The 24,167-nt window shown below is 62.0% G+C and carries 23 protein-coding genes; 14 read left to right on the top strand and 9 right to left on the bottom strand.

Annotated elements, in window-relative coordinates; all coding sequences use genetic code 11:
• Nucleotides 1–253 precede the first annotated feature (253 nt).
• From NCR38_RS23260 to NCR38_RS23250, 3 genes are all read right to left on the bottom strand, one after another.
• Complete coding sequence (locus NCR38_RS23260) at nucleotides 254–511, bottom strand: hypothetical protein (RefSeq protein ID WP_061117089.1); 258 nt, start codon at nucleotides 509–511, stop codon at nucleotides 254–256.
• Nucleotides 512–600: 89 nt separating this feature from the next.
• Nucleotides 601–1,683, bottom strand: a complete 1,083-nt coding sequence (locus NCR38_RS23255) for a glycosyltransferase family 2 protein (protein WP_061117088.1) — start codon at nucleotides 1,681–1,683, stop codon at nucleotides 601–603.
• Nucleotides 1,684–2,402: 719 nt separating this feature from the next.
• Nucleotides 2,403–3,455 (bottom strand): LacI family DNA-binding transcriptional regulator, encoded by a 1,053-nt coding sequence (locus NCR38_RS23250; protein ID WP_061117087.1) that lies wholly within the window; start codon nucleotides 3,453–3,455, stop codon nucleotides 2,403–2,405.
• A 146-nt stretch (nucleotides 3,456–3,601) separates the two neighbouring features.
• Here NCR38_RS23250 and NCR38_RS23245 point away from each other — a divergent pair, with 146 nt between their 5' ends.
• A complete protein-coding gene (locus NCR38_RS23245) occupies nucleotides 3,602–4,681 on the top strand; it encodes a fatty acid desaturase family protein (RefSeq protein WP_061117086.1) in 1,080 nt (359 codons plus the stop codon).
• 30 nt (nucleotides 4,682–4,711) lie between these two features.
• On the top strand, nucleotides 4,712–5,020 hold the full coding sequence (locus NCR38_RS23240) for a non-heme iron oxygenase ferredoxin subunit (RefSeq protein ID WP_061117085.1): 309 nt from the start codon (nucleotides 4,712–4,714) through the stop codon (nucleotides 5,018–5,020).
• A 76-nt stretch (nucleotides 5,021–5,096) separates the two neighbouring features.
• Here the strand turns inward: NCR38_RS23240 and NCR38_RS23235 are convergent, their stop codons facing one another.
• Both NCR38_RS23235 and NCR38_RS23230 read right to left on the bottom strand, forming a co-directional pair.
• Complete coding sequence (locus NCR38_RS23235; protein WP_061117084.1) at nucleotides 5,097–7,052, bottom strand: methyl-accepting chemotaxis protein; 1,956 nt, start codon at nucleotides 7,050–7,052, stop codon at nucleotides 5,097–5,099.
• An 83-nt stretch (nucleotides 7,053–7,135) separates the two neighbouring features.
• Nucleotides 7,136–7,279, bottom strand: coding sequence for a hypothetical protein (locus tag NCR38_RS23230; RefSeq protein ID WP_250477675.1), 144 nt, complete (start codon nucleotides 7,277–7,279; stop codon nucleotides 7,136–7,138).
• A gap of 403 nt (nucleotides 7,280–7,682) precedes the next feature.
• Between NCR38_RS23230 and NCR38_RS23225 the strand changes: the two genes are divergently transcribed.
• Nucleotides 7,683–8,972, top strand: coding sequence for an MFS transporter (locus NCR38_RS23225; RefSeq protein ID WP_061117269.1), 1,290 nt, complete (start codon nucleotides 7,683–7,685; stop codon nucleotides 8,970–8,972).
• 74 nt (nucleotides 8,973–9,046) lie between these two features.
• Here NCR38_RS23225 and NCR38_RS23220 read toward each other — a convergent pair whose 3' ends face one another.
• Nucleotides 9,047–10,045: a LacI family DNA-binding transcriptional regulator gene (locus NCR38_RS23220; protein WP_061117083.1), complete on the bottom strand. Its 999-nt coding sequence runs from the start codon at nucleotides 10,043–10,045 to the stop codon at nucleotides 9,047–9,049.
• A gap of 196 nt (nucleotides 10,046–10,241) precedes the next feature.
• On the opposite strand from NCR38_RS23220, the gene NCR38_RS23215 reads away from it, so the two are divergent.
• The 3 genes from NCR38_RS23215 (at nucleotide 10,242) to NCR38_RS23205 (ending at nucleotide 13,567) form a co-directional block, all read left to right on the top strand.
• Complete coding sequence (locus NCR38_RS23215; RefSeq protein WP_061117082.1) at nucleotides 10,242–11,072, top strand: NAD(P)-dependent oxidoreductase; 831 nt, start codon at nucleotides 10,242–10,244, stop codon at nucleotides 11,070–11,072.
• Nucleotides 11,069–11,986, top strand: coding sequence for an SMP-30/gluconolactonase/LRE family protein (locus NCR38_RS23210; RefSeq protein ID WP_061117081.1), 918 nt, complete (start codon nucleotides 11,069–11,071; stop codon nucleotides 11,984–11,986). The genes NCR38_RS23215 and NCR38_RS23210 overlap by 4 nt, the downstream gene beginning before the upstream one ends.
• Before the next feature lie 231 nt (nucleotides 11,987–12,217).
• Nucleotides 12,218–13,567 (top strand): MFS transporter, encoded by a 1,350-nt coding sequence (locus tag NCR38_RS23205; RefSeq protein ID WP_061117080.1) that lies wholly within the window; start codon nucleotides 12,218–12,220, stop codon nucleotides 13,565–13,567.
• A gap of 56 nt (nucleotides 13,568–13,623) precedes the next feature.
• Here NCR38_RS23205 and NCR38_RS23200 read toward each other — a convergent pair whose 3' ends face one another.
• Entirely contained in the window at nucleotides 13,624–14,400 is a 777-nt protein-coding gene (locus tag NCR38_RS23200; RefSeq protein ID WP_061117079.1) for a FadR/GntR family transcriptional regulator, read from the bottom strand.
• Nucleotides 14,401–14,543: 143 nt separating this feature from the next.
• Here NCR38_RS23200 and NCR38_RS23195 point away from each other — a divergent pair, with 143 nt between their 5' ends.
• The 7 genes from NCR38_RS23195 to NCR38_RS23165 all read left to right on the top strand — a co-directional run bounded on the left by NCR38_RS23195 (nucleotide 14,544) and on the right by NCR38_RS23165 (nucleotide 21,379).
• The gene (locus NCR38_RS23195; RefSeq protein WP_061117078.1) at nucleotides 14,544–15,374 is read left to right on the top strand and encodes an NAD(P)-dependent oxidoreductase; all 831 of its coding nucleotides are present in this window, start codon (nucleotides 14,544–14,546) and stop codon (nucleotides 15,372–15,374) included.
• Between the two features lie 102 nt (nucleotides 15,375–15,476).
• Nucleotides 15,477–16,223: an amino acid ABC transporter permease gene (locus tag NCR38_RS23190; RefSeq protein WP_061117077.1), complete on the top strand. Its 747-nt coding sequence runs from the start codon at nucleotides 15,477–15,479 to the stop codon at nucleotides 16,221–16,223.
• A complete protein-coding gene (locus NCR38_RS23185; RefSeq protein WP_061117076.1) occupies nucleotides 16,220–16,873 on the top strand; it encodes an amino acid ABC transporter permease in 654 nt (217 codons plus the stop codon). Before NCR38_RS23190 ends, NCR38_RS23185 begins: the two co-directional genes overlap by 4 nt.
• Complete coding sequence (locus NCR38_RS23180) at nucleotides 16,857–17,585, top strand: amino acid ABC transporter ATP-binding protein (protein ID WP_061117075.1); 729 nt, start codon at nucleotides 16,857–16,859, stop codon at nucleotides 17,583–17,585. The genes NCR38_RS23185 and NCR38_RS23180 overlap by 17 nt, the downstream gene beginning before the upstream one ends.
• Nucleotides 17,586–17,633: 48 nt before the next feature.
• Nucleotides 17,634–18,428: a transporter substrate-binding domain-containing protein gene (locus NCR38_RS23175; protein WP_061117074.1), complete on the top strand. Its 795-nt coding sequence runs from the start codon at nucleotides 17,634–17,636 to the stop codon at nucleotides 18,426–18,428.
• A gap of 361 nt (nucleotides 18,429–18,789) precedes the next feature.
• A complete protein-coding gene (gene poxB, locus NCR38_RS23170) occupies nucleotides 18,790–20,511 on the top strand; it encodes a ubiquinone-dependent pyruvate dehydrogenase (protein WP_061117073.1) in 1,722 nt (573 codons plus the stop codon).
• A gap of 13 nt (nucleotides 20,512–20,524) precedes the next feature.
• Nucleotides 20,525–21,379, top strand: coding sequence for an alpha/beta fold hydrolase (locus NCR38_RS23165; protein ID WP_061117072.1), 855 nt, complete (start codon nucleotides 20,525–20,527; stop codon nucleotides 21,377–21,379).
• 6 nt (nucleotides 21,380–21,385) lie between these two features.
• Here the strand turns inward: NCR38_RS23165 and NCR38_RS23160 are convergent, their stop codons facing one another.
• Together NCR38_RS23160 and NCR38_RS23155 are read right to left on the bottom strand one after the other, a co-directional pair.
• Nucleotides 21,386–22,180 (bottom strand): DUF899 domain-containing protein, encoded by a 795-nt coding sequence (locus tag NCR38_RS23160; RefSeq protein WP_061117071.1) that lies wholly within the window; start codon nucleotides 22,178–22,180, stop codon nucleotides 21,386–21,388.
• Nucleotides 22,181–22,336: 156 nt separating this feature from the next.
• Complete coding sequence (locus tag NCR38_RS23155) at nucleotides 22,337–22,846, bottom strand: DUF6622 family protein (RefSeq protein WP_061117268.1); 510 nt, start codon at nucleotides 22,844–22,846, stop codon at nucleotides 22,337–22,339.
• A 314-nt stretch (nucleotides 22,847–23,160) separates the two neighbouring features.
• On the opposite strand from NCR38_RS23155, the gene NCR38_RS23150 reads away from it, so the two are divergent.
• Entirely contained in the window at nucleotides 23,161–24,120 is a 960-nt protein-coding gene (locus NCR38_RS23150; RefSeq protein WP_061117070.1) for a bile acid:sodium symporter family protein, read from the top strand.
• Nucleotides 24,121–24,167 lie beyond the last annotated feature (47 nt).

The following is a 24,167-nucleotide window of genomic DNA, read 5'->3' as shown; positions in this document are numbered from 1 at the left end:
TCCCGCGCGGCGATCTTGATGCGGTGCAAGCGCGCGGTGACCATGGCCTGGACGCTTGGCCTCACGCTCGACTATGCACGCGCGCGCTCAGCAGGGTCGCCGATCCCCGTTCTTATGGGTGGCTCAAGGTCGCCCGCATGGCGCTCGCGAAGATGCGCGAATCGCGGCGTGCATGGAACGAGGAAGGGTCGCTTGCGCAGAGCGGCGGATCGAACGTAGATCCTCCGGCGCGCGCTCGATGAGTGGAGTGCCGCTAGAGATCGAGGTCGTCGGCTTCCTTGCGCGCGCGGCGTTCCTCGTTCGCGCGGCGCGCGCGCAAGCGCTGGCGCGACAACTGGGCGATCACTTCGCCCGTCGACGCGCCCGGCGGAATTTCATTGCGGATGACCTTCGGTACCATCGGCAAACCCATGCGCTGTCTGCGCAGCGCGCGGGCGATGGCGGTGCGGCACTCCTGACCGTGACAATCCCATTCGTCACGGATTCGCTCACAGTAGGGACATTTTTCCATCCTCAAAGTCTACCGCGAAACAATGCCGGGTTTTGCGTGCCTCCGTTCACCTCACGCGCGTCAGACGTCCTTGCCGCGGTCCGTACTGTTCAGCCGCTCATTTGGTTTGAAGTGCTCGGTCGCCGCTCGCGCTGATGATGATCGAGACTGCGCCGCAATACTTTCTTCACAAGACCTTTGAGGAAGTGAATCGAGCGATCCGCGCGCACGTTCAGATCGAAAGGCGCAAGCTCGACGACCTTACGCCCGCCGTCCTCGGTGCGTTTCTCGCGCATCTTGCGATGATCGACGGCCATGGCCGTGAGCGTCTCCGATGCCTGCCTGAACGATGCGCGATCGACGCGCGCGCAAACATGACGTGCGCGATGAAATAGCTTGTCGAACACGGTGAGCCAGTAATCGTCGATCTCGCTGCCGTCGCAACGCGCGAGCGCTTCCTGACCGGAGACGCGAAGATCGTGCATGTCGCTCAGCTTGGCGGTTTGCGTGATGCTGCCGAAGCGCCGGCGATAGCCGATCAGCGGCCTCGCAATACGGTAGATGCTGTTTGCGCGAAGATAGGTCGCGGGCACGAGCGCCATGTCCTCGTAATTTCGTCCCACGGGAAACGGCGCTTCGTCGAAGAGGTCGGTGCGATAGATACGCGCCCACGCGAACGTGTGGAATCGATCGGCGAATTGCTGCAACGCTGCGCGGTCCATCGGGTGGCCGCCGCTCGTCGCTTCGTCGGCGATTTCGATTTCATCGAGCTCTCGCCCGTTATCGTCGATGATCTTGACGTTGTATTCGACCACATCCCACTTGCGCTCGGCGAGGACCGGAATGACCGCGTCGGTGAAACCCTTCAGATAAATATCGTCGCCGTCCAGGAAGCCGACATAAGGCGTGCGCACTGCCGCCAGGCCCGTATTGCGCGCGGCGCTCAGGCCGCGATTTTCCTGGTGCAGCAGTTCGACGTGTACGCCTCGATCGCGCTCCACGATGGCGCGCGCTGCCGCATAGGTCTCGTCGCGAGAACCGTCATCGACGACGATGATTTTCATCGCATCGATATGAGGTTGGGACAGGAGGGAATCGAGCGCTTCCTCGATATATCCCTCGATGTTATACGCCGCCACGACGATGCTGAGCAGCGGACCGGTGTCTCGCAATGAGTCACTCTCAAACGGCATGGATGACGCTCTCCATCGGATGATTGGGCTGTGTCTCTCCGCACGCTCGATGCGAAGAGCCTTGGTCGATGTCTGGATGTGCCACACGCGATGGTGCGCAATCACGAGAATCGCGGCACAGCAAGACACGCAGTTGGTCTGATGGATGCGGTTGGCTCGACGACCGTACAAGACGGGGAACGGCCATTCGAATACCGCGTGACGTTATTGTTGTTGGAGCATGCCACATCATATGGCGGGCCCCGGATGCCCCAGCCTGACGTGCATGTCGATGGAACAAACTTCAATAGAGCAGCTTCGCAGGGTGTCGTTCCCCGGCGGCCTGCATGTTAGCCGATAAAAACAACGGAACAATGACGCCGCATCTGCGCGTGATATGCGATTGGAACGGCGAAGCCGACTCCTCCGCGACATACTAATAGAAAAACAAAGATGCGAGCTCCCGATTTGAAGTGATCATTGGCGCTCGCCACATCGGTGACAGACGAAGTCTCACAACGTTATCGTCCAGGCTTGTGACAGTAATTTCGGTGCGCTCGGCCACATGCAAGGTTCATGGAGAGCTATGAAGCGTGACAACCGCTTCGTGCCGGGGTGATATCAGCAAATTTTTCTTCCCCTTTGCGCATAAGAACGGGCCGAGACGAAAAAAGTTCGCATCGGCGTACACCGCGGTGCCACGCTTCGTGCTGGGTCCATCGTGAGTGCGTCGGCCGCGCTCAGACATTCTCCGGCGTATAGAGCTGCGCCGGCAGCGGATACTGGCTCGCTTGCGCGGCTTCCCCCGGCAGCGCCTGCAAACTGCGCAGCATCGTCTGAACGGCGGTCTGAGCGATGCGCTGAAGCGGTGTATCGATCACGAGATCGATGACACCTTCGACGAGCGCTTCGTACCGGTCGGGCATCAGGTCGCTGCATACCGTCACGATGCGCCGTCCTGCGGCTTCTTCGCGCAGCGCGCGAATCACGCCACCTACACCCCCGCCGGGAATATAGAGGCCGGCGAGATCGGCATGGCGCGCGAGCATCGCGAGTGTCGCTTCATAGGCGAGTTGCTTGTCTTCGAGATTGATTTGCGTGTCGAGCACGCGCAATCCGGGCGCGTGCTCACGCAGATACGAGCGAAAGCTGATCTCGCAGCTTTCCTGACCCAGATAACGCGGTGTGCCGACGAATACACCGACCGTGCCTTCGTCGCGACGCGTGAGACGACTCACCGCCCACGCTGCCGTGCGTCCGCTCTTGCGCGGATCGACGCCGATATAGCCCGCTCGCAAGGGCGCGCTCAGGTCCGACAACAACGTGACCGTGGGTTTTCCCTGTTCGTGGAGCGTTTCGATGGCGGCTGTCACATGCGGATGATCCACCGCTACCACGCCGAGCGCGTGTGCCTGCTCGCCGAGCGAAAGCAGCGTGCGCGCGATGGAAGCCGGGTCCAGTTCATCCATGTACTCGATGATGGCGGTGCAATGCTCGGGTTCGTGACGCGCGGCCGCATCGTTGAGAATGCGCGCGAACGTCTGATAGAACGGATCGGCACGTTTTTGCAGGCAAAAACCTAACGTGTAGCGTTCATGACGCTCGCCGCGCTTCGCGCGCAGGCGCTCGCGCATCAATCCCGCGCCGTGATAGCCGATGCGCTCGGCCGCTTCGATCACACGTAACGCAGTACCCTCGCGCACGCTGATGCGGCCATTGAACACGCGATCGACCGTTGCGGGGCTCACGCCCGCAGCGTCGGCCACGGACTGAAGAGTGGGACGCTTGCTCATCTTTGATGGAAATGATGGATTTCAAAATCGCGCGATGATGCGTAAAGATAGCAAATGCGCCTGAACGTTGCACAATGAACGCGTCCGCTCCTATCATCGACTCGAAAATAATGAATGATGTAGTTTCAATCATCGGATGAGGTGACATGATGGAAACCGGGCAATCGGATTGCGCAGGCGCGCGGAACGACTATCGCGATTACCGGTTGATCGGCGGCGCTGGCGAGCGTGCTAGAGCGGCGGGTCTCGTCAATGCGGAGTGGTACAAGTGCGCGGTGCCTCGATCCGTGATGAAAAGCCTCATGCAGCGCGGTGACGCGCGCGCTATCCGCGATACGTTGCTCTGGTATGCCGCGATCATCGCGAGCGGCGTCCTTGCATGGTTCGCGTGGCGCGCGCATTCGCTCTGGGCGATTCCGGCGTTTTTGCTCTACGGCACGCTGTACTGCAGTCCCGCGGATTCGCGCTGGCACGAAAGCGGTCACGGCACCGCATTCAAGACATCGTGGATGAACAAGATTCTTTATCAGGTCGCGTCGTTTCAGGTGTTTCGCCGCCCGACGATCTGGCGGTGGAGCCACGCGCGGCATCACACGGATACGCTCGTCGTCGGGCGCGATCGAGAGATTGCAGTGCCGCTACCCACGGACTGGCTAAGTCTCGCGTTGAATGTGTTTGCGCTGAAGCATGCTGCGTCCGAAGTGCCGAAGATCATCTCGTCCGCGTTCGGCAATATCGGTGAAGAAGAAAAGACCTACGTGCCGAAGTCGGAATGGGCGAAGGCGATTCTGGAGGCGCGTATCACGCTCGCAATCTATGCCGTGGTAACAGGTGCTTGCCTCGTGTTCCATTCCATCTTGCCGCTGCTCTATATCGGCTTGCCGAGCCTCTACGGCGCATGGCTTTATCTCTTCTTCGGTCTCACGCAGCATGCGGGCATGCCCGAGAACGTGCTCGATCATCGCAAGAACTGTCGCACAGTGATGATGAATCCCGTGTTCCGGTTCCTATATCTGAACATGAACTATCACGTCGAACATCACATGTTTCCGATGGTGCCTTATCACGCGCTGCCGCGACTGCACGAGACGGTGAAGCACGACATGCCGCCACCCTATACGAGCACGATCGCGGCCTACGCGGAGATCATTCCGGCGCTCGCGCGCCAGCGGCGCGACCCGTCGTATCACGTCGAGCGGCCCGTGCCCGCCGCGACGCAGACATAAGCGACTTCAAGAGAAAGGAGACGACTCGCCATGCCCCAATGGATCGATGCAGCCGCGATGGACGATATCGAAGATGAAGACGTGATGCGCTTCGATCACGATGGCCGCACCTTCGCAATCTATCGCGTGAACGATGCCGTGTACGCCAGCGACGGCCTATGCACGCACGAGCACGTCCATCTGAGCGAAGGTTTCGTGATGGACCACGTCATCGAATGTCCGAAGCACAACGGACGCTTCGATATCCGCGATGGCCGGCCGCTGTGCGCGCCCGTTTGCGAAAAATTGCAGACGTATCCCGCGAAAGTCGAGGGCGGGCGCATTTTCATCGAGATCTGACGCCGCGATTGCGGTAAGCATGCGAGTGCGGGACGACGCGCCACATCCTCATAAGCCGCTTTCAATCGTCGATGACTCAGACACGAAACATGCTGACGGCGTGCGCGAGGCGCTCGGCCTGATCGCGCAGTTCGGCCGTGGAGTGTTCCGCTTCGCCCACGAGCGCGGCGTTCTGCTGCGTCGCTTCGCCGATCAGCATGACCGCGCTGTTCACCTGCTCGATGCCCGACGCCTGTTCGCGCGACGCCACGCCGATTTCATCGACGATCGCGTTCACGCGCGAGACGCGCTCGACGATGCCGCCCATCGTGCTGCTGGCTTCCTCGGCGATCTTGTAACCGCGCGAGACCTTCTCGGCCGATTCGGCGATCAGCACTTCGATCTCCTTCACGGCGCCCGCACTGCGTTGAGCGAGCGCGCGCACTTCCGATGCGACGACCGCAAAGCCCTTTCCATGCTCGCCCGCGCGCGCCGCTTCGACGGCGGCGTTCAAAGCCAGGATGTTCGTCTGGAACGCGATGCCTTCAATGGTCGCGGTGATATCGGCGATGCGTCGTGCCGATGCATCGATCTCGCCCATCGTTTCCACGACGCGTCCTACCGCATGACCGCCGGCGCGCGCCGCATCGGAAGCCGATGCGACGAGCGCGCCCGCCTGCGCCGTGTTTGCCGCATTCTGCTGCACGGTGCTCGTGATTTCTTCCATGCTCGCGGCGGTTTCTTCGACACTCGCCGCTTGTGTGGCGATGCGCGTCGCGATATCGCTGCTGCCCGACGCGATGCGCGCCGTGCCTTCGTTCATGTCCGCCGATGCGCTGCGCACTTGCGCGACGATCCCCGCGAGGCCGCGCGCAATGCCATCGATCGCACGCATCAGGCGGCCGATATCGTCCTCGCGTGTGCTGTCGATGCGCACGGTGAGATCACCCGCGGCGATGCGCTCAGAGGCGCGCGTCACGTCGTCGATGGGCCTGCCCACGAGCTTGGCGACCGCATGGAGCAGCACGCCGACGAGCAGCGCCACCACGACGAGACCGAGCATCAGGAAGTGGTTGCGGCTAGCGTGTACATCCGCGAGCAGTTCGTCGCGATATGCGATGCCGCCGATCATCCATTGCCACTGCGGCACCGTCATGTAGACGATTTCCTTCGTGCCGGCGTGCACGCGCGCATCCGCGCCCGCGATGTCGGCGCCGTCGAATATGAGCCTGCCTTCGTGCGAATCGAGCATCTGCCTGAAGGGTGCGAGGCGCTCATCGGCCAGTTCGCCTTTCGCGCCGGGATGCACGAGCAGCTTGCCGCGAGTCGCTCCATTCGAGGCATCCACGACGAAGTGATAGCCGCTCGTGCCGATCACGAGCTTCGCGATCGTGTCCTGCAACGCGGCGAATTCGGATGTCACGTCCACACCCACGAAGAGCGCGCCGATCACGCTGCCCGATGCATCGGTGACGGGCTTGTACTCGGTGATGTACTGCTTGCCGAAGAGCGTCGCCACGCCGATATACGGTTTGCCCGCGATCATCGGTGCGTACGCGGGGCCCTTGCGGTCGAGCAGCGTGCCGATCGCGCGGGTGCCGTCCTGCTTCTTGAGCGACGTCGTCACGCGCACGAAATCGTCGCCGGTGCGGGCGAAGATCGTCGCGATCGCGCCGCTTTCCTCGAGGAAAGCGTCGGGGATCGCGAAGTCGTTGTTCAGCGGCTTGTCGCCCGCGAGGAAGACCGGCGTCGCGACACCGCCGATGTCCACGGTACGCGTTTCATCGAGCGTGAACGTTGCGGGCAGGCGGTGCGCGAAGATCGTCATGAAGCGCGTGACTTCGGCGCTCACGGCTTTGTCGAACAGTCCGATCATCGTCGCGATCGAGCGATTCTCGCTTTCGACGCGTGCGAGCGCGTGCGCGTCGACTTGCTCGCCCGCGCTTCGGGTGACGGCGACAGTAAAAAAGGCAACGACGACTGCCGTGAGCGCGCAGGCGAGCACGGCGAATTTGGTCCCGACGTTCATGCGGGCCAGCGTTTTGCGAAGCATGGGGAATGACAGAACGATAAGAGTTGTAATAACCCTTATCGGCACATTCTTGCCAATTCTTTAATTGTCGATTGCGCCGTGCGCTAGCGGCGTTGCCTCATGGCGAGCGCGACACCCGACAGCGCGAGCGCCATCGCGATAGCTTCGCGCGCGCCGAGCGGTTCGCCGAGCAGATCGCCGAGCAGATCGCCGAGCGGGCGCGCTGCCGCGACGATCGCCGATGCCATCAGCAGTATCGGTACAAGTGCAGGAGCCGGCGGCGGCATTTTGAATGCATGAGGCGACATGCAAAACGCAGAGGTGCATTCAGAACGCTGCATGCCGCTCGCACGAAACGCGAGCCGCGGGAGGTTAGGACGACGCCGCAGAAAACGATTAACTGCTGGTTGGTTATGAATTCATGCGCCGGAATGGTCCACTGAGCGGCGGAATAACGGCGTTTCAGAGCGAACTAGGGCAAATACCAGGATAGCCAGACGCGCACCAAACCACTATCCTTCGAAAAACGTTTTCCCAATCCAAGGCTAGCGTACTGCTCGACCACCGATGCAGGCCATCGCCCCGGCGCTCGTCGCCGCTCATCCAACAAAGAACGCGGCACGACGAGCGCCGCCGCGTCCGGAGACATTCATGAACACTGTCGTTGCCGGCGTCGTGCGTACCGCCAGCCGCTATCGCTGGACCGTGTGCGCGCTGCTCTTCTTTGCCACGGTCATCAACTACATGGACCGGCAGATCCTCGGTCTGCTTGCCCCGATGCTGCAGCACGACATCGGCTGGACGCAGGTGCAGTACGGCCGCATCGTGATCGCGTTCTCGGCGTTCTACGCGGTCGGTCTGCTTTGCTTCGGGCGCATCGTCGACTGGCTCGGCACGCGCATCTCCTACGCGCTCGCGATGTTCGTATGGAGCATCGCCGCGATGCTGCATGCGGCCGTCGGCTCCGTGATGGGCTTCGCGATGGTCCGTGCGCTGCTCGGCATCGGCGAGGGCGGCAACTTCCCGGCCGCCATCAAGACGACCGCCGAGTGGTTCCCGCGCCGTGAACGCGCGCTCGCAACGGGCATTTTTAATTCAGGCGCGAATATCGGTGCGGTGTTCGCACCGGCGCTCATTCCGGCCATCGCGGTGGCCTTCGGCTGGCGCGCGGCATTCGTGATCGTCGGCGCAATTGGTCTTGTGTGGCTCGTCGTGTGGTTCTTCATGTACCGCCAGCCGGACGGCAGCGCGCATGAGGACGATCTCGCGAACGAAGGCGATGAAACCCGTGCCGCCGATGCCGCCCACGCGAAGGCAGGCGCGCCCGGCTTCAAGGTGCTCATCAAGAAGCGCGAGACGTGGGCGTTCATCGTCGGCAAGTTCCTGACGGACCCGGTATGGTGGTTCTATCTGTTCTGGCTGCCGAAGTGGCTCAACGAGTCGCGCGGCATGGATATGCAGCACATCGGCTTGCCGCTCGTCGTGATCTACGCGATCACCACGGTCGGCAGTATCGGCGGCGGGTGGATTTCATCGGCGCTGCTGCGTGCGGGCTGGACCGTGAATGCGGCGCGCAAGACCGCGATGCTGATCTGCGCATGCGCCGTGCTGCCGATCGCGTTCGTATCGCAGGCCGATAATTTGTGGGTCGCAGTGGCGATCGTCGGTCTCGCGGCGGCCGCGCATCAGGGCTGGTCGGCGAACCTCTTCACGACGGCATCGGACCTGTTCCCGCGTCGTGCGGTGGGCGCGGTGGTCGGTATCGGCGGCATGGCCGGTTCGATCGGCGGCGTGCTGTTCTCGGAAGTGATCGGCCAGGTTCTGCAACGCACGGGTCACTACTGGGTGCTGTTCGCGATCGGCGCATCGGCGTATCTGATCGCCTTCGCGATCATGCACATGCTCACGCCGAAGATGACGCCGGCGAAGCTCGAAGCGTAATACGCGTCGACCGCAAACGCATCACCATGCGCCGCGCCGCCAGCGCTCACGACCTGCAGGCGGCGCGGCGCGCTTTACGCAACTGCGGCAACCGCGGCGGTCGATTCACGCACGATGAGCCGCGGCTCGAACATGGAGTTGCCGGGATCGGGATGACCGGCGAGGGCGTCGATGAGCTTCTGCATCGCGAGTTCGCCCATCTTTTCGCTTTGAATGTCGACAGTGGTGAGACCCGGAGCGGCGTACGCGCCGTAAGGCACGTTGTCGATGCCGGTCACGGACACGTCCTGCGGCACGCGAATGCCGAGCGACGCGGCTTCCTTCATGAAGCCGAGCGCGATCAGGTCGTTGTAGCAGATCACCGCCTGCGGCCGCTTCGGTCCGAGCATCACGCGCGAGCAGGCCTGTTCGCCCGCGAGCGAAGTCGGCGCGTGCGCCTCGTAGATGTCGAGTTCGAGGCCCGCTTCGGCGAGACATTCGCGTGCGCCGCGAATCCGCTCATCGTTGATGCGCGCATGCTCGAAACCGAGATACGCGATACGCCGATGCCCGAGATCGAGCAGATGGCGCGCGAGCATATAGGTTGCGAGGCGGCTGTTGATGCCGACGCTCGGAATCGGCAGCTCGGCATTGCGCAGCAGTACGACGGGCTTGTCGAGATCGAGCATCCATTGCGCGTTTTCATCGGCGAGACGCGAGCTCACGAGCAGCCCGTCGACGCGCTGCGCGAGGGCTTCGATGAGCGGACGCTCGCGCGCCTGGTTCTCGTCGATATCGACGAGCAGCAGCGTGTAGTCGTGCCGGAGCGCGATCCGGTTCGCGCCCTTAACGACGTTGGTGAAGTGCGGGTTGCTGATGTCGAGGATCGTGATGCCGATGGTGCGTGTCTTGCCCGTGATCATCGAGCGCGCGAGCGGGTTCGACCGGTAGCCGAGCGTATCGATCGCTTCCTTGAGCCGGGCTTCGACCGGCGCGGAAAAGCGTTGTGCGCCGTTGATGTACTTGGACACCGTCGCGACGGATACGCCGGCTGCGGCGGCGACGTCGCGAATGGTCGGGGAAATTTTTTTCATTCGGAAGGTAACGTTTTCGCAATGTTTACGGATTGTCGCAGAAATTTGGGAAACAATGACGTTGCTTCTGCATTTTGCATGCGGAGTTTTGATGCCAAGCGTCAATTGACGCCCGCTCCATGCCGCCGCTATAGTCCAGAAAACGTTTTCTCAAATATTTCCTTCGACGCATTAAACGTATCAAACAGGAGTCTCGATGAATCAGCCAAACGCAGCGGGCAAACCGTTCAAGCGCCTGCTTTTGACCGGCGCCGCCGGCAATCTGGGTCGTCAGTTGCGCGCAGCGCTTGCGCAATGGGCCGACATCGTGCGGCTCTCCGACATCGCGCCGCTCGACGACGCGGCGAGCCATGAAGAAATCAGCGCCGTCGATCTCGCGGATCGCGAGAAGGTGATGCAACTCGTCGAAGGCGTGGATGCGGTCGTGCATCTCGGCGGCATTTCGATCGACGCACCGTTCGATGATCTGATCGAGGCGAATATCCGCGGCACGTACAACATCTATGAAGCGGCGCGCCGTCATGGCGTGAAGCGCATCGTGTTCGCGAGCTCGAACCATGCAATCGGCTTTCATCCGGTCACCGAAGTGCTCGACGCGGATGCGCCGCATCGTCCGGACAGCCTCTACGGCGTGACGAAGTGCTTCGGCGAATCGCTGTCGCGCTATTACTTCGACCGCTTCGGCATCGAGACGGTGAACCTGCGCATCGGTTCGTCGTTCGAGGAGCCGAAGAATCCGCGCATGCTCGTCACTTATTTGAGCTACCGCGATTTCATCGAGCTCGTGCGCTGCTCGCTGTTCACGAACCGCGTCGGACATGCCGTGGTGTATGGCGCGTCCGACAATCCGGTGAAGTGGTGGGACAACTCGAAGGCCGGTTTCCTCGGCTTCAATCCGAAGGACAGCTCCGCGAAGTTCGACGGGCTCTTTCCGGTGACCCGACCGACCGCCGAGCGCGACGACCCCGCGCAGCGCTTCCAGGGCGGCGCGTTCGTCCTGGGCGAGCCGATGGAGCGCAAGCGATGAGCGCCGTCGTGCGTGCCGAACGGTTGGATGCGGGCGGCCGCGCGGCTGTCGGCGAATGTCCGGTATGGCGCGCGCAAGAGGGCGCGCTTTACTGGGTCGATATTCCGGCGCGCCGCATCGTTCGCCTCGAGATCGAAAGCGCGCGTCGTACGGAATGGGCGTTTGGCGAACAGGTCGCATGCTTTGCGTTCGATGCGGCGGGGCGTGTCGTCGCGGGCATGGAGAGCGGCATCTTCGGCGTGACGCTCTCCGGTGCGAGCGAAGTGAATGAAGGACGCGTCGTGAAGCTCGCCGCGCCGGCGTTTCCCGCGCCGGGCATGCGCTTCAACGATGGCCGCTGCGACAGGCAAGGGCGGTTTTGGGCGGGGACGATGGTGCAGGACATGTCACTCGCGAGTACTGCCGGCGCGCTGTATCGCTATGACGAGCACGGCACGCTCTCGGCCCCCGTTGTCGATGGTCTGATCACCCAGAACGGTCTCGCGTGGTCGCCGGATGGCAGAACGATGTATCTGTCCGACTCGCATCCGCAGCGCCGCCTCGTGTGGGCGTTCGACTTCGACCCCGACACGGGCACGCCCCGTGCGCAGCGCGTATTCGCCGATCTGCACCACTACGCGGGACGCCCGGATGGCGCCGCGGTCGACGCGGACGGCTGCTACTGGACCTGCGCGAACGACGGGGGGCGCTTGTTGCGCTTCACGCCCCAGGGGAAGCTGGATCGGGAGATTGCATTGCCCGCGAGCAAGCCGTCGATGTGCGCGTTCGGCGGGGGCGATCTGAGAACGCTCTATGTCACGACGATTCGTCCGGCAAAGAATGCCACTGACGACGACGGTTACGTGTTCGCAGTGGTTCCCGGTGTGCAAGGCTTACCGGAACCGGATTATGCCGGTCTGTTACCGGTCGCATAACAGTGACCAAACGGGGCGGATTGCACGCCCCGTTCGCATTTTTTTTCGCATTCTTCGGGACGCAAACGATTCGGTGCACCGCATTGGCGCGATCAAATCAACAACACGTCCCGCTCCGGAACCGATACCAAGAACAAACACCAATGCTGTTGTTCCTCCGTAAAGAGTAGTCTCCGCAGGTATCTCAAGTACTCAGCGATCTACCGATTCTCTAATCCGGAGGAGACCTTGATGGACCTTGAAGCTCGTACCATGAAACGCGTGATGGTTCGCCTCGTGCCGTTCCTGATCTTGTGTTACTTCATCGCGTATCTGGACCGCGTCAACGTCGGCTTCGCCGCGTTGCAGATGAACAAGGCGCTCGGCTTTACCGCCAGCATGTTCGGCTTCGGTGCCGGCATTTTCTTTATCGCGTATTTCTTTTTCGAGGTTCCGTCCAACCTGCTGCTCGAACGATTCGGCGCGCGCCGCTGGATCGCGCGGATCATGTTCACGTGGGGCATCCTCGCAGCGGCGATGGCCTACATTCCGCACATCGCGCAAGCGACGGGCTTGTCGAACGCTTATGTGTTCTATGGCTTGCGCATTCTGCTCGGCATCGCGGAAGCAGGGTTCTTTCCCGGCATCATCTTTTTGCTGACATTGTGGTTTCCCGCGAAGTATCGGGGCCGTGTCGTCGGGTACTTCATGGCGGCGATTCCGCTGTCCACCGTAATCGGCGGACCCATTTCCGGCGCGCTGCTGCAGATGGACGGCATCGGCGGCATGCAAGGCTGGCAATGGCTCTATCTGATCGAGGCATTGCCCGCGCTGTTGCTCGCGTTCGTCGTGTTCTTCTATCTGACGGACAAGCCCGCCGATGCGCACTGGCTCGCGAAGGACGAACGCGACTGGCTCGTCAATCGTCAGGCGCAGGAGCGGGCGCATCGTGAATCGGTGCATGCGTTCAGCGTGAAGGAGGCCATTTTCAATCCGCGCGTGCTGGCCATTGCGTTGATCTACTTCGGCGCGAATGCGACCAACTATGGCCTGAGCTTCTTTCTGCCACAGATCGTCAAGGCGTTCGGCCTGACCAACCTGCAGACGGGCTTCGTGACGTCGTTGCCTTATGCCGTGGGCGCGATCAGTATGGTGTTGTGGAGTCGGCATTCGGATCGCAAGCTCGAACGCCGCTGGCACGTTGCGATTGCCTTGATGGTGGCGGCGGGCGGCATCGCGGCTTCGGCGGGGCTCGATAACCCGGTGATGAAGATGATCGCGCTCTCGATCGCGGGCTTCGGCATCTTCGGTTGCCTGCCCGTGATCTGGACGCTGCCGGCTTCGTTCCTGTCGGGCGCGGCCGCTGCCGGCGGTATCGCTGCGATCAACTCGCTCGGCAACCTCGCGGGCTTCTTCGGTCCCTATGCGATGGGCTGGATCAAGGACAGCACGGGCGGCTTCGGCGCGGGCTTGCTGTGTCTTGCAGGGGCGGGCATGGTCGGTGTGGCTGCCGTGTTGCTGCTGCATCACGATGCGGCGCTGGAGACGATTTCCGGCGAGCACGATATCGAGGACGGCGAGCCGAACATGGCGGCTCGCTAACGCCAGCCGTCGTATCGGCGGCAAGGATCGCGTGATATGCGGTCCTTGCCGCGCATTCACGCCGAAGCAGCCTGCGCGCGCCGCAATCTCTCGCGGCTATTGATCAAATGCAGGCGCATGGCGGTGCGCGCGGAATCCGCATCGCCGCGTTCGATGGCATCCGCGATCTGTTCATGCTCTCGGTTCACGCGCATCAGATACTCCGCGTATTGTTCGCGCGGAATGGGCGTGGCCGTGATACGCGTGCGCGGAATCATCCGCGTGCCGAGATGCTCCATGATCTCGACGAAATATCGATTGCCCGTCGCGTGCGCTATCTCCATGTGAAAACGCAAATCGGGCGAGACCGTATCCGATGCCGCGCCGACGCTTCGTGAAAAATCGGCGAGCGCCGAGCGCATCGTCGCGAGGCGGGCGGCATCGCATCGCATGGCCGCGAGTCCCGCGCTCTCCGTTTCGAGGCTGATGCGCAATTCGAGGATCGCGAGCGCGTCGATGGAGCCCGCGACATCGGCTGGATCGAGCTGCAACAACGGCGACATACCCGCTTCGCACACGAAGGTGCCGATGCCATGCCGCGTCTCCACGAGCCCCGCAGCCTGCAGACGCGATAGCGCCTCACGCACGACAGTACGGCTCACGCCGAAACGCTGCACCATCTCCGCTTCGGTCGCGAGGCGGGCGCCGGCCTTCAATGTCCTCGCATCGATTTGCGCGCGCAACGCATCGACCAGTTGCGCGGTGAGGCTGCGTCGCGCGGCAGGCAGCGCAATGGATGGATCTGTCGAAGAAGCATGGAGCGACTCGGCATGCGGATCGGGCGATAGCGTCACGGCGTTCTCGTTGGCGTGGGTTTTACACACATTGACAAATCGGTCGGCAAATGATGATATGCGTCATGTAGTGATATGACAACGTACAAGAAGACGCGTGCAGGGTAATTCCTAGCCACGACAGCCTTCAGGAGACAAGGTTGATGGAACAACAAACCAACGACGTCGCGCGATTCGATCGGCTGCTGCTGACGGGTGCCGCAGGCGGTATCGGACGGGCGATCCGTCATCGCGTCGCGGAATTCGCGCAACATGTGCGCATTTCCGACTTGCCCGGTGTGCTGCCGGGCGATTCGGCGCCTCACGAGGAACTCGTTCCTTGTGATCTGGCCGACCGCCAGGCCGTCGATGCGCTCGCGGCCGACTGCGATGCGATCATCCACCTCGGCGGCGTGTCGGTGGAGCGACCCTTCGAGGAGATTCTCGAAGCCAACATCAAGGGCGTGTTCAACCTCTATGAAGCGGCTCGCCGTCAGGGTGTCAGGCGCATCGTGTTCGCGAGCTCGAATCACGTCACGGGTTTCTATCGGCAGGACGAACGAATCGACGCCACCGCGCGCAAGCGTCCTGACGGCTACTACGGGTTGTCGAAATCGTTCGGCGAAGACATGGCGCAGATGTATTTCGATCGCTACGGCATCGAAACCGTCAGCATCCGCATCGGCTCCGTGTTTCCGGAGCCGAAGGATCGCCGCATGATGGCGAGCTGGATGAGCTACGACGACTTCCATGAATTGCTGCGCCGCAGCCTGTTCACGGAGGACGTCGGCCATACGATCGTGTTCGGCATGTCCGCGAACGCGCACACATGGTGGGACAACCGCTGCGCTGCGCATCTGCGCTTCGAGCCGCGCGACTCGTCCGAGCAGTTCCGCCAAAAGATCGAAGCGACGCCGCCGCCCGCGCCCACCGATCCCGTGGCCGTACTGCAAGGCGGCACGTTCACCACGACGGGCCCGTTCGACCCGGTTTAATGCATGCAGCATGCGGTATCACGACATTCGTAGTATGTCGTCATACATCCAGCACGGGCGTCATGGAGCAGGCACCCGGGCATCACAGGAACATTTGCCGCCATGTTTTCTCTCGATTTCACCCCGCTGTTGCCGTACTGGCCGACGTTCCTGCTGGGCGCCTGGCTCACGCTCAAGATGACGTGCGTGGCCGTGTTCTTCGGCCTGATCCTCGGCATGCTCGTCGCGTTCGCCAAGCGCGCGAAGGTGCCGGTGCTCACGCGCGTCTGCATCCTCTATATCGAGGCCGTGCGCAACACGCCGTTTCTGGTGCAGATCTTTCTTCTGTACTTCGGTCTTGCGAGCATCGGCTTGCGCATGCCGACCTTCGCGGCCGCCGCGCTCGCCATGACGATCAACATCGGCGCCTATGCAGCCGAGATCATTCGCGCCGGTCTGGAATCGGTGCCGCGCGGACAGATCGAAGCGGCCGAATGCCTTGGGCTTTCGAAGTGGCGCATCGGCTGGCACGTGATGCTGCAGCCGTCGATCGAAAAGGTCTATCCCGCCCTGACGAGCCAGTTCCTGCTGATGATGCAGGCCTCGGCGATAGCGTCGCAGATTTCCGCTGAAGAACTCACGGCGGTCGCCAATACCGTGCAGTCCGATACATTCCGCTCACTCGAAACGTACATCGTGGTGGCGGGGCTGTATCTCGTGTTGTCGCTGATCATCAAGCTGATTGCGTGGGCAGTGGGCGAGCATCTCTTCAAGCGCCGCCGGGCGATCCGTCTCGCCGCGAAGCGCGCGGGCACGACCCCGCCCGACTCGCAACGCATCGATACCGTCATTCCCGGAGGTGCGGCATGAGCGGCGGATTCACGTCATCGCACCTCGTCTATCTGGTGCAATCGATCGGCTGGACGCTCGTGCTCTCCGTGCTCGCGTTCGTGCTCGGCGGCATCGGCGGCTTCTGCGTGATGCTCGCGCGCATTTCGCCGCGCGCGTGGCTTTCGCGTGCTGCGCTCGTCTATATCGAAGCGATTCAGGGCATTCCGCTGCTGATCCTGCTTTTCATCGTGTACTTCGGCTTGTCGGTTTATGGCTATCAGGTGCCCGCGCTCGTCGCGGCCGGCCTTGCGCTGATGGTCTATTCGAGTGCATATCTCGGCGACATCTGGCGCGGCTGCATCGAAGCCATGCCGAAGCCGCAATGGGAAGCGTCGGAGTGTCTGTCGCTCACGCGCTGGCAGACGCTGCGCCTCGTGATCATCCCGCAGGCGATGCGTCTCGCGCTGCCACCGACGGTCGGCTTTCTCGTACAGCTCATCAAGATGACGTCGCTTGCTTCGGTGATCGGCTTCGTCGAGCTGACGCGCGCGGGGCAGATCATCAACAACTCGATCTTCCAGCCGTTCCTCATCTTCGGGCTGGTCGGCGCCTTCTATTTCGTCCTGTGCTATCCGCTTTCGCGCTGGAGCCAATCGATGGAGAACAAGCTCAATGTCAGCAATCGTTAAGGTCGGCGATATTCACAAGAGCTTCGGCTCCAATCATGTTCTCAAGGGCGTGTCGTTCGAAGTCAACAAGGGCGAGATGATCGCCGTGATCGGCGCGAGCGGCTCGGGCAAGAGCACGGCGCTGCGCTGCATCGACAGGCTCGAGACGATCGACCAGGGGCAGATCGAAGTGTGCGGCATTCGCGTCGACGATCCGAAAGTCGATCTGCATCTGTTGCGCCGCGAAGTGGGCATCGTGTTTCAAAGCTATAACCTCTTTCCGCATCTGACGGTGGAAGAGAACATCATGCTCGCACTGCGTCACGTGAAGAAGATGTCGAGCGACGAAGCACGTCGTATCGCGATGAATGTGCTGGAGCAGGTCGGTCTGGCACAGAAGGCCGACGCGTACCCCGAACAATTGTCAGGCGGACAGCAGCAGCGCGTGGCGATTGCGCGCTCGCTCGCGATGTCGCCGAAGGTAATGCTCTTCGACGAAGTGACGTCGGCGCTCGATCCGCAACTGACGGGCGAAGTACTGCGCGTGATGGAAGACCTCGCGGCGGACGGCATGACGATGCTACTCGTCACGCACGAGATGGCGTTCGCCAAGCGCGTCGCGGATCGCATCATCTACATGCATCAGGGCAAGGTGTGGGAAGTGGGCGACGGCAGCATGCTCGATGCGCCGCGCACGCCCGAATTGCGCGCATTTCTCGATAACGGACTTTGATATCCGCAGCATCCCATCCAGCAACATCAATAACGACGGAGACTCGACTTGAAAGCAAAGACAATCATTGCACGCGCGGCCGTGGCAACCCTGATGATGGCGGCCGCCGTGCACAGCGCGATGGCCGATCAGCTTGACGACATCAAGAAAGCGGGCGTCGTGCGCGTCGCGATCGCGATCGGCACGCCGCTCTTCAGCTACGCGGATCAGAACCTGAAGCCCGCGGGATCGGACGTCGATACCGCCACCGCACTCGCAAAAGATCTCGGCGTAAAGCTCGAACTCGTGCAGATCACCAATGCCGCACGCATTCCGACGCTGCAGGCGAAGCGCGCGGACCTCGTCATCTCGTCGCTGTCGGTCACGCCGGAGCGCGCCAAAGTGGTCGATTTCTCGAACCCGTATGCGGTGATCTCGATCATCGTCGGCGGCGTAAAGACGATCAAGGTGAAGGATTACGCGGACCTCGACGGCAAGACCATCGGTCTCACGCGTGCCACCGTGAACGACACGCTCACGACGCAACAGGCGAAGGGCGCGCAGATCCAGCGCTATGAGGACGACGCGACGCTCATTACGTCGATGGTCACGGGTCAGGTCGAGCTCTTTTCGAGCACGCCTTCGAACCTGAAGGAAATGCAGGACCGCGCGCCGCAACGCAACATCGAGATGAAGTTCGAGCAGAAGACCTTCGATCTCGGCATTGCGATGAACAAAGACCAGCCGCGACTGAAGGAATGGGTGAACAACTGGGTCGGCACGAACATGAAGAACGGGAACCTGAATACGATCTATAAGAAGTACCACGGGCGCGATTTGCCGGAGACCGTGCGCAAGGGCTGAGCTATGGCCGGCGTCGGTCTCCTTCGATGACGCCGGCCCTGCTTCAATGCTGCGCCTCGTAAGCAACAGATTCGACGTAGATCGCGACTGGGCCCCGTTTCTATTTGCATTCCGCATACGAAATTCACCGGCGAATAATGCATTCGAAATGCCGGTATTGCCGTACCGGAAAGCCTGGGTAAGCCATGTCACAGCCGCGCCATGCGGCCTCGCCCCCCGTTCAAGACAATCCACAGTAACCCGGCGTACACTCGCTTTGCGTTTTGAATCCAGCATGCATTGAGCCATAGCGGATGCGCGGCGCCGCTCTGCCCGCGATCCGCCACTCATTGGACTCCCTCTCTTCGTCACAGGAACCATCATGGCCAGGAACACGGTAGCGGACTATCTCGCGAAGACGCTTGCGGCAGCGGGCGTGGAACGCATCTGGGGCGTCACGGGCGACAGCCTGAACGGACTTGCATTCAGCCTCGATCGCGTGGGCTCGATCCGCTGGATGCATACGCGTCATGAAGAAGCGGCCGCTTTCGCAGCGGGCGCGGATGCAGCCGCTACGGGCAAGCTCGCCGTATGCGCCGGGAGTTGCGGACCGGGCAATCTGCATCTCATCAACGGGCTCTACGACTGCCATCGCAATCATCAACCCGTGCTCGCCATCGCCGCGCATATTCCGTCGACCGAAATCGGCCTGAACTACTTTCAGGAAACGCATCCGCAGGACTTGTTCAAGGAATGCAGTCACTTCGTGGAACTGGTGTCCAATGCATCGCAGTTTCCACGCGTGCTCGAACGCGCGATGCGCGCGGCGCTCGATCAGCGCGGCGTCGCGGTCATCGTGCTGCCGGGCGATGTTGCATTGAGCGACGGCCCGGGTGTCGAGCCGCGCTGGACCGCGAGCGCCCCGGGCGCGATCGTGCCGGCCGATGCGGACCTCGGCAGACTCGCCGACCTTCTGAACGGCTGCGAAGCGGTGACGATCATGTGCGGCAGCGGCGTCGCCGGCTCGCATGACGAAGTCATCGCGCTTGCCGACACGCTCGGCGCGCCCATTGTGCATGCGCTGCGCGGCAAGCAGTTCATCGAGTACGACAATCCATTCGATGTCGGCATGACCGGGCTCATCGGCTTCAGCTCGGGCTATCACGCGATGATGTCCTGCGACACGCTGCTCCTGCTCGGTTGCGATTTTCCGTATCGCCCGTTCTATCCCCCGCAGGCGAAGATCGTGCAGATCGACTGGCGCGGCTCGCAACTGGGACGCCGCGCGCCGCTGGAAATGGGGCTCGTCGGCACCATCAAGGAAACGCTCGCGGCACTTTTGCCCAAGCTTAAGCGCAAGGACGAGCGGCGTTTTCTTGAGAACGCGCTCAGGCACTATGCCACCGCGCGCAAGGACCTCGACGATCTCGCGACGCCGTCCGCGCCGGGACGTCCGATCCATCCGCAATACCTCACGAAGCTCGTCGATGAAATCGCCGCCGAGGATGCGATCTTCACCGTCGATGTCGGCACGCCGACGCTATGGGCCGCGCGCTATCTGACGATGAACGGCAAGCGCCAGTTGCACGGCTCGTTCAATCACGGCTCGATGGCCAACGCGATGCCGCAGGCGCTCGGCGCGCAGGCCGCGCAACCGCAACGGCAAGTCGTGTCGCTATCGGGCGACGGCGGCTTGTCGATGTTGCTGGGCGATCTGCTCTCCGCCGTGCAGCTCGAGTTGCCGATCAAGGTCGTCGTGTTCAACAACAGTCTGCTCGGCTTCGTGTCGATGGAGTTGAAGGCGGGCGGCTATCTCGACACCAACGTCGATCTGAGCAAGACCGATTTCTCGCAGATCGCGAAGGGCGCGGGCATCTGGTCGGTACGCGTGGAAGAGTCGGAGCAACTCGAAAACGCGTTGCGGGAAGCGTTCGCGCACAAGGGACCGGCGGTCGTCGATGTCGTCACGTCGAAGCACGAACTCGCAATGCCGCCGACCATCGAGTTGTCGCAGGCAAAAGGCTTCAGCCTCTACATGTTGCGAGCGATTCTGAGCGGGCGCGGCGATGAAATCGTCGAACTCGCGCGCACGAACCTGCGTTGAGCGAGACAGCGTCATGAGCGAAACGAAAGATCGCCTGCCGGTCGATCATGTGTTCGACTTCGAAGGGCAGGCTGTGCACTACGGCGTGATCGGCGAGGGTGCGCCGCTCGTGCTCGTGCATGGGACGCCGTTTTCATCCCAGGTATGGCGGCGTATCGCGCCGATTGCGGCCCGTTCGCGCCGCGTGCATTACTTCGATCTGCTCGGTTACGGCGCTTCGGAAATGCGCGATGGACAGGACGTTTCGCTCGGCGTGCAGAATCGCGTGCTCGCGGCGCTCATCGGGTACTGGAGCGCCGACTGGAATGGCGCATTACCCGATGTGCTCGCGCACGACTTTGGCGGTGCGACATCGCTCAGGGCAGCGTTGCTGAACGGTTGCGCGTATCGCTCGTTGATGCTCGTCGATCCCGTTGCCGTCGCGCCCTGGGGATCGCCTTTCGTGGCTCATGTGCGGCAACATGAAGCCGCGTTCGCAGGCGTGCCGCCGTACATGCATCAAGCGATGCTCGATGCGTATCTGCAAGGCGCGGCGCATCGAAAGTTATCCGAAGAGACGTTGTGCGTTTATACGCAGCCGTGGACGGGCGAGAAGGGGCAGGCCGCGTTCTATCGGCAGATCGCGCAGATGGATCAGCGTTACACGGATGAAGTGCAATCGCGCTACCGTGAATTGACGTGTCCCGTGTCGATTCTTTGGGGCGAAGAAGACGCATGGATACCGGTCGAGCGCGGTATCGAACTCGCATCGCTGATTCCAAAGGCGCGCTTCACGCGTGTGCCCGGATCAGGACATCTGATGCAGGAAGACGCGCCCGAGGCGATCGTCGGCGAATGGCTGACGTTCGTGGGCGCGATCGAACCGTGACTGATTTCACCCCTTGTTTTTAGCGCTCTCGGCGCGAAATGCCGCTTCGCCCGCGTCGGATACCTCGACCCATTTCTTGTCGGGCGGCGCATCGTCGATATAGCTATCGTGCCAGTTCCACCACTTGTAGGTCGGTGTCTGCGGATAGCCTTCAGGCGAGTCTTCCCACAGCTCCTGACGTCCAAGCGGCGTGATGTCGAGATAGTTCCACGTATTGCCCATCTGCTCGTCGCCGCGATTGTTGAGGAAATACGTGCGGAATACGTTATCTCCATCACGGAAAAACACGTTCGTGCCGTGCCATTCGTCGACCCCGAAATCGGCATCGAAACGATCCGTCAGCGTGAACCACGGAATGTTCCAGCCCATGCGTTGCTTCAGCCGAGCGATGTCCTCTTGCGGCGCACGCGATACGAATACCAATGTCGTATCGCGTGCATTCAGATGCGCAAGATGAGCGACCTGATCGGCGACGAGCGAGCAGCCACGGCACGCATGCTCGGGCCAGCCGAACACGCCGGGCTCATAAAACGCGCGATACACAATCAACTGACGCCGTCCGTCGAACAGATCGACAAAGCCGATTTTGCCGTCGGGGCCCTCGAACATATAGTCCGTTTTCACGGCCATCCACGGCATGCGGCGCCGCTCGGCAGCGAGCGCATCGCGGGCGCGCGTGTGAGCTTTTTCCTTCACGAGCAACTGCTGTCGCGCCGCTTCCCACGCTTGCTCCGACACGACGGGTGGCGTACGCATTTCAGTGCGTGCGCCCGCTGTTCCTTTTTCGTCTGATGTAGTCATGGCTTGTGCAACCTCTTGAGTTGTTGTCCGTGAAATCAGTCTGAACTCGAAAGCGAATGGCCGGGAGTAACAAGTGTGACGGCATTTCCTTGGAGGCTGCATTTGACGCTCATGCTGCGGACCTCGTGCGTTCCACGTTCGGCGAGCCAGCATCGATCAGGCCCACGACGCGCCCAGAGCGTGCATCGTTTTCCAGTACGTGAAGAAGCGTCCGGCGAACATGCCCGCGACGACACCCGACACGGCGGCATCGATGACCCCATACGTCGCGAGCGCGGAGAGATTCGTCGCGGTCGCCATCTCGAAGCCGAGCCAGAACTTCGCGATAAACGTAGTGGCGATCAGCAGCAAGGGCACGATCGACCCCGGCAGCATCACGGTGCGAGCGATCGGATCGACAATGAAGCGGCTCCGGCTCGCGTTGAACACGCCAGCGATGACGCCCGCGGCAAGCGCGAGGATCCACGCGGCGACGGCGGCCACGCCCGTGAGCGGCGACGAAATCAGATGCGCGATACCCATGCCCGCAAAAACCAGCGGGATGATCGCGAGCTTCGAAAGCGGCGTAGTGCTGGCCTGCATTGCCTTGATGCCGCGATACAGCAGAAACGCGAGCAGCACCCAGACCCATGTCGGCGTGCCTTGAATGATGGCGATCGGTGTCATGTTCATCTCCTTCAGACCAGTTGTTTGATGCGCATGATGCCGCCGAAGAATTAGATGCGAATGAGTCGAAAGAGCCGGGCGATTGCATCGCGTGAGTTAAGCGGTCCCTGAAACACGGCCGCACGCCGGGTAAAATGCGGCGCCTGCCCGCCGTTCGGCCGCAATCGCATGTGACCCGTGCGTGTGCGGTGTCGCGGGCCGCGTCCGCCCCACGAAGGCAAACATTCGTCCGTCTGCGCCCGTCCGGTCATCCCGCGAACCGCCGCTTTCGCTGAACCACACACGATACGCAACGACCTTCGAGGATTGTTTTCATGCTTGCCCGCATCACCCGCCTTTTTCCGCTCTGGGCCGTGCTCGTTTCCATCGCCGCCTACAGCGCGCCTTCGTCAGTGACGGGCATCGCGCCGCACGTCACGATGCTTCTGACGATCATCATGCTGTCGATGGGCGTCACGCTCTCCATCGACGATTTCAGGCGCGTATTCACGCGGCCCGCGCCGGTCATCGCGGGCATCGTCCTGCATTATCTCGTGATGCCGCTCGCCGCGTGGGCGATTGCGAAGGCGCTGCGCATGCCGCCCGATCTGACGGCGGGCATGGTGCTCGTCGGCAGCGTCGCGAGCGGTACGGCTTCGAACGTGATGATCTATCTCGCGCGTGGCGATGTGGCGCTGTCTGTCACGATCAGCGCGCTGTCGACCCTCGTCGGCGTGTTCGCGACCCCGCTGCTCACGCGTTTTTATGTCGATGCATCGATTTCCGTCGACGTGTACGGGATGCTGATGAGCATCGTGCAGATCGTCGCGTTGCCGATCGTCATCGGCCTCGTCGTGAATCATCTGTTCGGCAAGCTCGTGCGCAAGATCGAATGGGCGCTGCCGCTCGTGTCGATGGTGTCGATTCTGCTGATCATCGCGGCGGTCGTCGGCGGCACGCAGAAGAGCATCGCGTCGGTGGGCATGGTCGTCGCGGTGGGCGTGGTGCTGCACAACGGCATCGGCTTACTGGGCGGCTACTGGGGCGGCCGCCTGCTCGGCTTCGACGAAGCCGTCTGCCGCACGCTTGCAATCGAAGTCGGCATGCAGAACTCGGGGCTCGCGGCGACGCTCGGCAAGCTGTATTTCACGCCGATTGCAGCGTTGCCCGGCGCGCTGTTCTCGGTGTGGCACAACCTGTCGGGATCGATGCTCGCGGGCTATTGGGCAGGGCGCCCGGCGAAAGGCTCGACGCGCGATACCGATGCAGAGGGCGTCGTTGCGCGACAGGGTTGAGCGTTCGCGCGCAATCGAATGAAAAAACGCGCCTTTGCTGGCGCGTT

The sequence above is a fragment of the Caballeronia sp. INML1 genome (assembly GCF_023631085.1).
GTDB classification, from domain to species: domain Bacteria; phylum Pseudomonadota; class Gammaproteobacteria; order Burkholderiales; family Burkholderiaceae; genus Caballeronia; species Caballeronia turbans.
Note: the sequence above shows the minus strand (reverse complement) of the source record. Positions and strands in the feature narration are given on the sequence as shown.